The organism is Microbacterium sp. cx-55 (assembly GCF_021117345.1).
GTDB lineage: Bacteria > Actinomycetota > Actinomycetes > Actinomycetales > Microbacteriaceae > Microbacterium.
The window spans coordinates 3,044,647-3,056,942 of record NZ_CP088261.1 but is presented as its reverse complement, the minus strand read 5'-3'; the positions used below and the strand labels follow the sequence as shown (position 1 = coordinate 3,056,942).

Below are 12,296 nucleotides of genomic sequence, written 5' to 3'. Positions count from 1 at the left end.
GCACCTGCGGAGTGGACGGCGGATGCGGGCGCAAGCGCTCCGCACGCGAGCGCTCGGCGCGCGAGCGTGCCCGGCAGCCCACCGGTCGGGCCGTCAGTGCGGCGCGGGGTCCCGCACGGCGAGGCGCCAGGTCGCGTCGGGAATCGAGCCGACCGTGGCGACCGTGACGGCGCGCGCGGCCGCCGCGCGGGGTTCGAGGTGCGCGACACAACCGTGGGTCGCCTCGATGCGCACTGCCACCCCGTGCGGTTGCAGGACCGCCATCAACGCATCCGCGATCTGCTGACCCAGACGCTCCTGCAGTTGCGGGCGCCGCGCGGCGAGGTCGACGAGCGTGGCGATGCGGCTGAGCCCCGCGATGTGCCGGCTCGGTGCGTAGTAGACGTCGACCGTGCCGTCGAACGGCAGCAGGTGGTGCTCGCACACCGAGCGGAACGGGATGCCGGTCATGCCGACGAGTTCGCCGGGATGCTCGTTCTCGGTGAGGGCGACGGGTGCGCCGAGGGCGGATGCGGGGTCCACCCCGAGCCCGGAGAACAGATCGAGCATCAGGTCGGCGACGCGTTCGGGGGTGCGCAGCAGCCCCAGCCGGTCGGCGTCCTCGCCGACGGCGAGCAGCAGCTCACGGACGGCGGCGACCGCGCGGGCGCGATCGGTTCCGGTGGTGGCGATGGTCACGGGGAGTCCTCCGGCCCTTCCAGTCGTGCGATGAGATCGAGGCCGCTCCGGGCCCACTGGATCTCGCCCCGCGCGCGCTCGACGAGTCCTTCGTACGCGTACCGCTTGTAGGCGATCGTGCGCTCGCGGTCCTCCTCGGCGGTGGCGGCGAGGCGTCGCAGCAACATGGGGTTGTCGACGGCGTCGATGCGGCGGAGTTCGCCCTCCCACTGCTCGAGTTCGCCCTCCCACTGCGCGACGTGGGCGCGGAGGAAGGCGCGCGCCTGGGCGGGCGTCGCTGTCTCGAGGTAGGCGGCGCGCAGGTGGGCGGGATCGCGCACCCGCTGGTACTCGGGCGGCGACGCCATCCAGTCGAGGAACGCCTGATCGCCCGCGGGGGTGATGTGGTACATCCGGCGGGTGCCGCGCTCCCCGCGCTGCTCCTCCTCGCCCTGCACGAGTCCTTCGCGCTCCATCTTGCGCAGCTCGGGGTAGATCTGGGAGTCGGGGGCGTGCCACACGTGTCCGACGGAGACGGCGAACTGCTTCTGCAGGTCGTAGCCGGACTGCGGCCCGACCCGCACCAGGGCGAGCAGTGCGTATCGCAGACTCATGGGTTCCTCTCGGCGGTGCCGCGGGTAAGACGGAGGGGCCCGGGAGCGTCGTCCCGGACCCCTCCGTACGGTTCAGTCGGTGTAGCCGGTTCGCCATCCGCCCTGGTAGGTCTGGCGGGCGACGGTCGAGTACGGCACGGGGCTGACGATCGCTCGCACCTCGGTCTGCTCGTGCTCTTCGACCGATGCCTTGGACGTGCCGCCGTTCGGCTCACCCCAGACGACCTTGAGCTCGGTGCCCTCGGGCACGTCGGGGTCGACGACGCCGAGCGAGAGGCCGCGCTTCTCGTTCGCGCTGTAGCCGGTGAACATCGAGAAGCCGACGACCGTGCCGTCCGCATCCACGACCGAGTCGTAGTTCGCCGAACCGTAGTTCGCCAGCGGCAGGTCGAAGAACTTGTAGGTGGGCCCGTCGACGTTCAGGAGCGAGCCCCAGACCTTCGCCAGATCTTCGGCGTTCCACGCGAGCGTGACCTTCTTGCGCTGGCTGGCCGGGTCGATCTTCTCGAGCGCGTCGCGGCCGATGAAGTCGTGGTCGAACTTCACGAACGAGCCGTAGCCGAGCTCCCAGGGGGTCAGGTAGTAGTCCTCGATGTCGTTCGACACGAACGAGCCGGCGAGGGTGCCGGTGGCCTCGTAGCTGTCGGTGCCTAGCCACTCGCGGTACGCCCGCTCGCCCTCGCCCGTGTAGATCGCGGGCAGCGGCGAGGGGATCCAGCCGGATTCGAGCGTGTTCGACGGGTAGGCGCGCGAGCCCACGGCGACGAGGCCGAACTCGGCGCCCGCGTCGACGATCGCGTCGCGGATGATGTCGTGGTCGGCGTACGGTCCCCAGACCTCGAGCCCGGGGGCACCCGCCATACCGTGACGGAGGGTGCGCACCTGCTTGCCGGCGATGATCATCGTCGACATGTTGAAGAAGCCGAGCTTCTCCAGCGGGCCGCCGTTGAGCTTCTCGATGACCGACCAGGCGTTCGGGCCCTGGATCTGGAATCGGTAGTACTGACGCGTGACGGGGTGCCCGTACGGTCGCGAGGGGGACCGACGGTCGACCGAGATGTCGAGGTTCTGGTACCCGCCGGTCTCGCCGTGGAAGAGCAGCCAGTTCGACGCGGGGGCGCGGCCGACGTACACGTACTCGTCCTCGGCCTCGCGGAACAGGATGCCGTCACCGATCACGTGGCCCGACGACGTCGTCGGCACATACTGCTTGGCCTTGTTGACGGCGAAGTTCGCGACCGAGTTGATGGCGGTGTCGCTGATGAGCCGGATGGCGTCCGAGCCCTTCAGGAACACGTTGTCCATGTGGTGCGACTGGTCGTACAGCACGGCGGTCTTCCGCCACGCCTGCTGCTCTTTGATCCAGTTCTGGAAGTCGGCCGGCACGACCGGGTAGATGTACGAACCGATCTGCGAGTTGCGCAGCATCTCGACCGGGTTGGTGCCGTCGATGAGTTCCTGAAGATTGTCGGCCACGGATGAACCTCTCTGTTCTGTCGGTGGGCGTCTCGGGTGAGGCGTCCGGGTCAGGTGAAGACGATGGTCTGGTTGCCGTGCCGGATGACACGGTCTTCGGCGTGCCACTGCACCGCGCGCGACAGCACCGCGCGTTCGACGTAGGCACCGCGGGACTGCAGGTCGGCGGCGCTCATCGAGTGGTCGACGCGGGCGACGTCTTGCTCGATGATCGGGCCCTCGTCGAGGTCTTTCGTGACGTAGTGCGAGGTCGCGCCGATGAGCTTGACGCCGCGTTCCTTGGCCTTCTTGTAGGGGCCGGCGCCGATGAAGGCGGGCAGGAACGAGTGGTGGATGTTGATGACCGGCACGCCGACGTTCCCGAGGAAGTCGTCGGAGAGGATCTGCATGTACCGGGCGAGCACGACGAAATCGACGTTGCCGGCGAGGAGCTTCACGATCTCCGCTTCGGCGGCCGACTTGTCGGGGCCTTGCGAGGGGATGTGGAAGAACGGGATGCCGAACGACCGCACGTCTTCCGCGGTGTTGGTGTGGTTGGAGATGACCATCGGGATGGTGACGTTCAGCTCGCCACGGCGGTGCCGCCACAGCAGCTCGAGCAGGCAGTGATCGGACGTCGAGGCGAGGATCGCCATCCGCTTCGGCACGGACTGGTCGGTGAGCTGCCACTGCATCTCGTACGGCTCGAGAGTCGTGGCGAGATCCGCCTCGAGGTCGGGCATCGCCGCCGCCAGGTCGGGGCGGTGGAAGACGACGCGCTGGAAGAACGCGCCGCCCTCCGGGTTGTCGGAGTACTGGTCGAGGGTGACGATGTTCGCCTTGTTGCGCGTGATGAGCGAGGTCACTGCCGCGACGACCCCGGGCTTGTCCGGGCCGTGCACGATCAGGCAGGCGTGGTCGCGGAGGGCATCGGTGTGCAGTGTCATCAGGGTGTCTCCTCGGGCCGCGGTCGGCGGGGTCTCAGGCGCGGGCGGCGACGTAGTCCCGCGCCCACTGTGAGGTCGCGAGCAGTCCGCCGAATGTGTAGAAATGCAGTTTGACACTTCCCGAGGCGGGGTCCTGCGCGAGCAGCGCAGCGAGGTCGGTGACGAATCGATCGGGTCCGGCGGTGCCCATGAGGTTCGTGAGCGAGAAGCCGTACTTCTTCACGATCATCGCGTTCGCGCCGACGCCGAAGCGGCGGGCGAAGCCGATGAGGCGCTTGATGCCCGCGGGGCCGGGGGTGCCGATGCGGATCTCGGTGTCGATGCCGCGGTCGCGGACGCTCTTCACCCAGGCCGTGACCGGGTCGGTGTCGAAGGCGAACTGCGTGAGGATGACCGCATCCAGTCCGCGCTCCTTCAGCGCCGCCGACTTGTCTTCGAGGTGACGCCACAGCACGTCGCTGGGGATGTCGGGGTGACCTTCGGGGTACCCCGCGATGGATACCTCCTTGACGCCGAAGCGCTCCAGGATGCCGGAGCGGATGACCGAGAGCGAGTCGGGGTACGGGCCCTCGGGCTCGGCCGGGTCGCCGCCGACGGCGAAGACGTGCTCGCTCGCGCCGACCTCCTGGAGGCGGCCGAGGAACTCTTCGAGCTGGCCCTCGGAGGAGAGTCGCCGAGCGGAGACGTGGGGGACCGGGATGAAACCCATCTCCTTCACGGCCTTGGCCGCCGCGATCCGCATGTCGAGGTCTTCGTTGCCGAGGAACGTGACGTTGATCTTGGTTCCGGCGGGGATCGCGTGCCGGGCCTCTTCGAGTCCGGGGATGTCTTTGCCGGTCATCTCCAGCGAGAAGTCATCGACGAGTCGGAGGGATGCGGCGTCATTCGACGCGGGGGAGTTCTGGGCCACTGATCGAGGTCCTTTCCGCTCTCAGGGGGACGCATCATCGCGCCTCTGAAATGGACAGTACCTATGTCGATAGGTATTGGCAAGAGGTATTCCGCTGAACGGAACCCGGGGCTCCTCCTCACCCGCGAAACAGCAGTGGGGCGGCGAGACGTTGGTTCTCGACCAACGTCTCGCCGCCCCAGTGCAGTCTCGCGGTCAGGGGACGGGCGGAGACGGACGGATGCGGATGCGGATGCGGCGGCGGTGCTAGTGCGCCATGGCGGCGAGCGCCTCCGGGTCGATCGTCGCGATCGAGCGGGTGTCCTGGAAGGCGCGGACGCCCTCGATGCCCTGCTCCCGCCCGAACCCGGACTGCTTCACGCCGCCGAACGGCGCCCGCAGATCGAGGCGGGTGGCGCCGTGGTCGTTGACCCAGACGTAGCCGCACTCGAGCTGACTGCCGACGCGGTGCGCCGCGGCCGGGTCGGCCGTCCACACCGATCCGCAGAGGCCTCCCCAGGTATCGTTCGCGAGGCGCACCGCATCCTCCTCGGTGTCGAACGGGATGATGGGGATGACCGGGCCGAACTGCTCCTGCGTCACCACGCGCAGCGTGAGAGGCGGGTCGACGACGATCGCGGGGCGCAGGAAGTTGCCGTCCGCCAGGTCGCCGCCAGGCAGCTCGCCGAACTCGCGCACGTCGGCTCCGGCGTCCTTCGCCTCCCGGATGAGGTCTTCGACGAACGCCTTCTGCGCGGGCTGGTGCAGCGGGCCCATCGTGGTGCCCTCGGCGAGCCCGTGACCGATCACGACCTTCTCCAGGCGCGCGGACAGCCCCGCGACGACCTCGTCGATCCGGGAGCGGTGGGCGAACACCCGCTTCGCATTCATGCAGATCTGGCCGGTCGTGTCGTACACGGCCGCGAAGAGTCGGTCCAGGTGCGCATCATCGAGGATCGCGTCCTCGAGGAACACCGCCGCATCGTTGCCGCCGAGCTCGAGCGTCACCCGGGTGAGGCTCTTCGACGCCATCTCCATGATGCGTTTTCCGCCGTTCACGCTTCCCGTGAAGCAGACCTTCGCCACATCCGTGTTCTGGATGAGGGCGGCCATGTTCTCGTCGCGACCCGTCACGATGTTCAGCACACCGGCGGGAAGCTTCTCGGCGATGCGCTGCACGAGGCGCGCGGTCGCGAGCGGTGCGGAGGGCGGCGGCTTCACGATGGCGGTGTTGCCGGCGAGCAGAGCATGCGGGAGCGCGGCGCCCAGGATGGCGATGGGCCAGTTGAACGGCACGATCACCGTGACCACCCCGAGCGACTGGTACGCGACCTCGGTCGAGACCGGGATCGCGCCCGGAACGACCGGCAGGGTCTTGCTCGTGTCGACCTCGGCGGCCAGCATGAGGGCGAGGTTCCAGCGGATCTCGAAGACGAGGGCGTCGACCCACGCCTCGAATCTCACCTTGCCGTTCTCCTGCGAGAGGATCGCCGCATCCTCGTCGCGGTCGTCCGCGATTCCGGCGATCGCCTCGGTCATCAGGCGTGCGCGCTCGGTCGCCCCGAGCGCCGACCAGGCCGGGTAGGCGGACTTCGCGGCGGCGACCGCATCCGTCACATCATCGGCGGATGCGGCGGCCGCTCGTCCGACGATCGTGCCCGGCTGTGCGGGGTCGACGATGTCGAGCGTGTTCTCGGTGAACCGCTCCTCCCCTCCGATGTAGAGACCCGTCCGCACTCCGGCGGCGGTAAGAACGTTGTCGGTCATCGACATTCACCTCTCTGTGAATCGTGTTGTGAAGCGTTGCGTTCGTCGGGGGCGAGCGGGTGTGCACCCCTGTGTGCGACGACGATCGTTCACGGCCCTCGCATCGACGATGAGCGGGCCGTTACGGTTGATTGTGTGCGCTGGGCGCCGTGTCCACAACCGTCCGCGTGGGGGCCGCATCGCTGTGGCCCCCACGACTCAGTAGACGATGACCGGTTTCACCGTCACGCCGTGGTGCATGTCGGCGACGGCCTGGTCGATGTCGTCGAGTGCGTATGTCTTCTCGAGTTCCTCCAGGGGCAGGCGCCCCTCGGCGTGCAGGGCCGCGAGGCGGGGGATGAGCTCCTGCGGCACGGTGTCGCCCATCGTGACACCGCGAAGCACCTTGCCCGTCAGGATGCCCTGGATGTCGACGAGGATCTCCGTGCCCGGGGGCGGCGCGCCGCAGACGAGCACGGTGCCCCGGATGGCGGCCGCATCCAGAGCCCCGCGGGCGACCCGCGGGTTCGCCGTGGTGTCGAAGCTCAGATCGATGCCGTGCCCGCCGGTGATCTCCGCCAGCCGCTCGGCTACGTTCTCCGTGCCCGGGTTGATCGTGTGGGTGGCGCCGAGTCGTCGCGCGAGGGCGAGCCGCTCGTCCACGAGGTCGATCGCGACGATCGCCGCCGGATGCCGATCCGCGGCCGCCATGACGGCGGAGAGCCCCACCGCACCGGTGCCGTACACGGCGACGGTGTCGCTCGTGCCGGGATCGAGCACGTTCCACATCGACCCGAAGCCCGTGAGCACCCCGCAACCGAGCGGCGCGAGCACAGCGAGGTCGGCGTCTGCCCCGACCTTCACGAGCGACCGCTCATCGGCGATCGCGTAGGTGCCGAACGAGGACTGACCGAAGAAGTGGCCGGAGATCGGCGCACCGTCGCGGGTGATAACTCCGGAGTCCTCGCCGCGCAGGAGCCCGAACAGGTTGCGCGGTTGCCAGGTCTCGCAGTACGCGGGGTGGCCCGTGTCGCATCCGGCGCACGCACCGCACGACGTGAAACTCAGGAGCACCTTGTCACCGACCGTGATCTGCGTCACCCCCGCCCCGACCTCGTCGACGATGCCGCCGCCCTCGTGCCCGATGACCCCGGGGGATGGAAACGGGATGCCGCCGGCGATGACGCCGAGATCCGTGTGGCACAGGCCGCTCGCGACCAGTCGCACGCGCACCTCGCCGTGACCGGGGCGTCCGTACTCGACGTCGGCGACCGTCAGCGCTCCGTTCTCGAGGACCGCCGCGCGCCCCGCCGTCATCGGCCGACGCCCTGGGCGAGGTTGATGACGATGGAGTGCGACTTCTGGTACGACGCCATCGCCTCCGGGCCGCCCTCCCGGCCCCAGCCGGAATCCTTGACCCCGCCGAACGAGATCGCCGGGTCGAGGATCGCCCATCCGTTGACCCAGGTGATGCCGGCGTGGAGGCGGCGGGCGACCCGGTGGGCCTTGGCCAGATCCGAGGTCTGGATGCCGCTCGCCAGGCCGTAACGGGTGCCGTTCGCGAGGGCGATGGCTTCGTCCTCGGTGTCGAAGGGCTGCACCGTCAGCACGGGACCGAACACCTCCTCGATCACGATCTCGGCATCGGCGGCGACGTCGGCGAGCACGGTCGGGGCGTAAAAGAACCCGCCGTCCCGCGGCACGGGCGCACCACCCGTGACGACCCGTGCGCCGGCCGCGCGCGCCCGGTCGACCATGTCGCGGACCTTCTCGAGCTGCACGCGGCTGGCGAGCGGCCCGATGACCGTGTCGGGATCGGTGATGTCGCCGAACGGGACGTGCGGCACCGCCTGCTCGAGGATGCCGAGCACGGTTTCGTACAGCGGCCGCTCGACGAGCAGCCGGGGTCCTGCCATGCAGAACTGGCCAGCGTTGAACACGAAAGCAGAGATGATCGTGTGGATGGCGGTATCGAGGTCGGCGTCGGCGAACAGGATGTTGGCCGCGTTCCCGCCGAGCTCGGCGGTGAAGGGCTTGCGCGTCTGCCCGGCCAGTGCCGCGGCGTGGGCGCCGATCTCGGTCGACCCGGTGAACGCGACCTTGTCGACGTCGGGGTGTCCGACGAGGTGATCGCCGATCGTCGCACCGGACCCGGTGACGACGTTGAACACTCCGGCGGGCACACCGGCCTCGTGCAGGATGTCGGCGATCAGCAGCGCCGAGAGCGGCGTCTCGCCCGCCGGCTTGTGCACGATCGTGTTCCCGGCGATGAGGGCGGGGGCGATCTTCGAGCTCGACAGGATGAGCGGGAAGTTGAACGGGGTGATGGCCGCCACCACCCCGTACGGCTCGTTCGTGACGAAGGCGTGCGCGTCCGCGGTGATCTCGCGCACCTCGCCGTCCAGGTGATGACCGAGGCTCGCGTAGTACTCGTAGAGCTCTGCGGCGTTGTTCACGTCGACGACCCGGGCGAGCATGATCGGCTTGCCGACGTCAATGCTCTCGGCCTGCGCGAGATCTTCGCTGCGCTCGCGGATGAGGTCGTACGCCCGCTGCAGGATGCGGGCGCGTTCCCGGCTGGACAGGCCCGACCAGATTCCCGAGTCGAACGCGCGCCGGGCGGCGGCGACCGCGTCGTCGACGTCCTGCACGGTCGCGCGGGCGACATCGGTGATCTTCTGACCGGTCGCCGGCGCGATGATGTCGGTGCGGCCGCCGTCGGATGCCTCCCGCCAGACGCCGTCGATGAACAGTCGGCCGGGCGAGAAGGCGGTGGCCTCGTCGGTGGATGCGGGGTGAGTGATCGTCATTGTTCGCTCCTCGGGTGGGGGGTGTTCGGGGTCGATTGCGGCAACTCCGCCGCAATCCGTTCGATGACCGCGACGAAGTCCGCCGGGGCCTCCTGGAAGGGCGCGTGCCCGGTGGGGACGCGGATGATCTCAGCGCCAGCGCGCTCGGCGAGGGATCTCTGGAAATCCGGCGGGACGAGGTCGTCGTTCTCGGTGAGGACGTACCAGCTGGGCTTCGTCCGCCAGGCGACCGAGCGCACGGGTTCGGTGAGCGAGGCGAGCGACTGCGGGCGGAACATGTCGGCCAGCTGTTCTCCGACCGCGGGCGGCGTGCCGGGCGGCAGTCCGGTCGACACGAGCGCGACGAGTGCCGCGCGGTCGGCGCCGAGCCTTACCTGTCCTTCGGCGGCGCTCCAGACCCCGGGCAGCTCGCCTCCGAGCGCGCTCTGCACGCTCTCGTTCTGCTCCAGGGCGAACGCAGCGACGTACACGATGCCGGCGACGGCGCGGTGGTCGCCCGCCTGCGTCACGGGCACCCCGCCGTAGGAGTGGCCGACCAGCAGCACCGGTCCGGGCGCCCGATCGAGGGCGGCGGTGACGGCGTCCGCATCCGCGCTCATGGTGCCCGTGGATCCGGTCGACGGAAGCTCCACGGTCTCGATGCTCCAGCCCGCGTGCTGCAGCAGCGGGATGATGTCGGCGAACTCCCATCCGCCCACCCAGGCGCCGTGAACGAGAACGATATGCGGGCGTGATTCCATAGCCGGGTCTTCCTTGATCCGCGGAGGGCGGCGCGAGCCGGCTGTCCGATGACGACGATGTCTTCGGTCAGTGTCCGCCGTCGTCCGGCTGTGCGGTATCCGTAGGACTACGTAATCCGGAGCGTGTCGACGGGCGGCGGAGAGGTCGCTTCGAACCACGCGGCGATCTGCGTGCGGGAGCCGAACCCGAGCTTCGCGAGGATGCGCTGCACGTGCGTGTCGACCGTGCGGATGGAGAGCACCAGGCGGTCGGCGATCTCCCGGTTGCTGAGTCCGGCGTGGATGCCGGCGGCCACCTGGGACTCCCGTTCGCTGAGCGCGCCGGAGCCGTGCGCGGATGCGGCGAACGACACGGCCTCGGCGGGCGAGAGCTGCTCGCCCGCCGACACGGCCCGCTCGAAGGCGCGCTCGCCGAGCGATTCGCGCACCTGCGTGAGGCAGCGATCGTGGTGCGCGGTCAGGTGCGGGCCGAGCCGCGAGATGTCGGAGCCGACCCGGCGCCACCGGGTGCGGGCGGCACCCAGCAGCACCGCGGACCGCTCGGTGGGCACCCGTGCGGCGTCGATCCAGCTCAGGATCTCGAGCGCGAGGCAGTCTCCGACCGGGTCGTCGATCCCGTCGTCGGCGGTCAGCGAGGCGCGACCGTAGCGTTCGGCCTCGTCCAGTTCGCCGTCGCAGAACGCGGCGAGCGCGAGCGACCACATCGCGAGGGACCGCATCCACATCTCCCCGATCGCCTCGGCGTGACGAACCGCCGCCTGCGCGGACGCGCCGGCCCCCCGCTCGCCGAGATGACAGCGGGCGGTCGTCAACTGGAACTGGGCGAGGAGGGCCTCCTCGGGATGGCCCGCGTCGGTCGCGAGCCGGATCGACCGAGCGAACTCGACGGCCCCGCGCCGAGGATCACCCGAGAACAGGGCGTGCGAACCGCGCCAGCGATGCACCTCGATCGCGAACTGCGCCGCGTCCGCGGGCGGTGCGCTCGGAGCCAGCCGCTCGGCTTCGGTCAGGAGTTCGTCGGCCTCGGCGAGATCTCCCTGCAGCAGACAGAGCCAGGCGGCAGTGAGCAGCGCCCGGGTGCGCACCACCGATCCGCCGCCCGGCAGGCCGAGGACCCGCGTCGCCCACGCCCGGCCTTCCGGGAGGAGACCGCTCACGCCCCAGTGGTAGCGCAGGCGGCCGAAGAGATCGAGCGCGGCGTCCGTGTCGATGGCGACGGCCGTGGCGAGGGCGGCGTGGAGTTCAGCCCGATCGGCGCGCTGGGCGGCGATGATCTGCCGTTGATGCGGTCCGTACCACTCCCGGTGGGACCGCTCGGCGAGCCGTCGATAGTGGTCGAGGTGGCGCCGCAGCAGCGAGGGCCGCGTTCCGTGCTCTTCGGAACGCTCGCGTCCGTAGGCGCGGATAGTCTCCAGCATCCGGAATCCGCCGCTCTCGCGGTCGGCCTCGACGACGGACTGCGCCACGAGGTCGTCGAGGATGTCGACCACCTCGGCCTCGGGCCGCTCCGCGACGGCCGCGGCGGCGGCGAGATCGAAGCGGCCGCGGAAGACGCTCATCGCGTCCCAGAGAGCGCGCTGTTCGGGGGAGCACAGCTCGTAACTCCAGTCCACGACGGCGCGGAGGGTGCGCTGCCGGGCGACCGCCGAGCGCCCCGCCGCACGCAGGAGCGTGAATCTCGACGAGAGGCGGCCCAGCAGGTCGGTCAGCGGGAGGGCGCGAAGGCGCGTCGCCGCCAGTTCGATCGCGAGCGGCAGGCCGTCGAGCGCGCGGCAGAGTTCCGCCGCCACCGCCCACTCCCGCGGCGCCAGCTCGAACGCCGCATCCGCCGCGCGGGCGCGCGAGAGGAGCAGGGCGACGGCATCCGAGGGCGCTGCCGAATCCTCTGTCAGCGAGAGCGGCGGCACCGCGTACACCTGCTCGCCGTCCACATCGAGGCGCCGGCGGCTGGTGGCGAGGATCGTCAGGCCCGGAACCGCATCCAGGAGCTCGTCGGCGAACGCGGAGACGGCGTCGATGAGGTGCTCGCAGTTGTCGAGCACGACGATCGCGGGGGTGTCCGCGAGAACGTCGACGAGGAAGTCGAGCGGGTCGCGCGCGGAATGCTCGCCGAGGGGGAGCGCGCGCGCAACCGTCAACGGAACCCGCTGCGGATCCTGCAGGGTGTCGAGGGCGACGAACCAGGTGAGCACCTCACGCGAACGCGCGTATTCGTTGGCGGCGCGGAGGGCCAGGCGGGTTTTCCCGACGCCGCCGACTCCGGTGAGGGTGACGAGTCGCGCGTCGCCCAGCAGCGCGCCGATCGTCGCGAGTTCGGCCCGGCGGCCGACGAACTCGCTGCGCGATTCGCTGAGCATCAAGACTCCTTCGTCCTGACGTCGATTATCCATGCCCGCGCATGCGGCGGGTCGATTCCGTGATCTCACGGATGACCCGAT

General features: G+C 69.9%; 10 protein-coding genes. All 10 read right to left on the bottom strand.

Annotated features, from left to right (window positions below; all coding sequences use genetic code 11):
• Positions 1-93: 93 nt before the first annotated feature.
• Positions 94-678 (bottom strand): GTP cyclohydrolase I, encoded by a 585-nt coding sequence (gene folE / locus LQ938_RS14350; RefSeq protein ID WP_223723197.1) that lies wholly within the window; start codon positions 676-678, stop codon positions 94-96.
• Entirely contained in the window at positions 675-1,271 is a 597-nt protein-coding gene (locus LQ938_RS14345) for a PadR family transcriptional regulator (protein ID WP_223723196.1), read from the bottom strand. The genes folE and LQ938_RS14345 overlap by 4 nt, the downstream gene beginning before the upstream one ends.
• 72 nt (positions 1,272-1,343) lie before the next feature.
• Positions 1,344-2,747, bottom strand: coding sequence for a vanillate/3-O-methylgallate O-demethylase (gene ligM, locus LQ938_RS14340; protein WP_223723195.1), 1,404 nt, complete (start codon positions 2,745-2,747; stop codon positions 1,344-1,346).
• 50 nt (positions 2,748-2,797) lie between these two features.
• A complete protein-coding gene (gene purU, locus LQ938_RS14335) occupies positions 2,798-3,673 on the bottom strand; it encodes a formyltetrahydrofolate deformylase (RefSeq protein WP_223723194.1) in 876 nt (291 codons plus the stop codon).
• A gap of 34 nt (positions 3,674-3,707) precedes the next feature.
• Entirely contained in the window at positions 3,708-4,583 is an 876-nt protein-coding gene (locus tag LQ938_RS14330) for a methylenetetrahydrofolate reductase (RefSeq protein WP_374197488.1), read from the bottom strand.
• 246 nt (positions 4,584-4,829) lie between these two features.
• Positions 4,830-6,329, bottom strand: coding sequence for an aldehyde dehydrogenase family protein (locus LQ938_RS14325; RefSeq protein ID WP_223723193.1), 1,500 nt, complete (start codon positions 6,327-6,329; stop codon positions 4,830-4,832).
• Between the two features lie 198 nt (positions 6,330-6,527).
• Positions 6,528-7,625 carry an NAD(P)-dependent alcohol dehydrogenase gene (locus tag LQ938_RS14320; protein WP_223723192.1) on the bottom strand — a complete coding sequence of 366 codons (1,098 nt, stop codon included), beginning with the start codon at positions 7,623-7,625 and terminating at the stop codon, positions 6,528-6,530.
• On the bottom strand, positions 7,622-9,118 hold the full coding sequence (locus tag LQ938_RS14315; protein ID WP_223723191.1) for an aldehyde dehydrogenase family protein: 1,497 nt from the start codon (positions 9,116-9,118) through the stop codon (positions 7,622-7,624). The genes LQ938_RS14320 and LQ938_RS14315 overlap by 4 nt, the downstream gene beginning before the upstream one ends.
• On the bottom strand, positions 9,115-9,858 hold the full coding sequence (locus tag LQ938_RS14310) for an alpha/beta fold hydrolase (protein ID WP_223723190.1): 744 nt from the start codon (positions 9,856-9,858) through the stop codon (positions 9,115-9,117). The genes LQ938_RS14315 and LQ938_RS14310 overlap by 4 nt, the downstream gene beginning before the upstream one ends.
• Before the next feature lie 107 nt (positions 9,859-9,965).
• Positions 9,966-12,215, bottom strand: coding sequence for an ATP-binding protein (locus LQ938_RS14305; protein WP_223723189.1), 2,250 nt, complete (start codon positions 12,213-12,215; stop codon positions 9,966-9,968).
• Between the last annotated feature and the right edge of the window lie 81 nt (positions 12,216-12,296).

Coding starts and splice junctions, on each gene's coding strand:
- LQ938_RS14325 (WP_223723193.1), bottom strand. CDS start 6,329: ATGACCGACAACGTTCTTACCGCCGCCGGAGTGCGGACGGGTCTCTAC.
- LQ938_RS14310 (WP_223723190.1), bottom strand. CDS start 9,858: ATGGAATCACGCCCGCATATCGTTCTCGTTCACGGCGCCTGGGTGGGC.
- purU (WP_223723194.1), bottom strand. CDS start 3,673: ATGACACTGCACACCGATGCCCTCCGCGACCACGCCTGCCTGATCGTG.
- LQ938_RS14315 (WP_223723191.1), bottom strand. CDS start 9,118: ATGACGATCACTCACCCCGCATCCACCGACGAGGCCACCGCCTTCTCG.
- LQ938_RS14320 (WP_223723192.1), bottom strand. CDS start 7,625: ATGACGGCGGGGCGCGCGGCGGTCCTCGAGAACGGAGCGCTGACGGTC.
- LQ938_RS14345 (WP_223723196.1), bottom strand. CDS start 1,271: ATGAGTCTGCGATACGCACTGCTCGCCCTGGTGCGGGTCGGGCCGCAG.
- LQ938_RS14305 (WP_223723189.1), bottom strand. CDS start 12,215: ATGCTCAGCGAATCGCGCAGCGAGTTCGTCGGCCGCCGGGCCGAACTC.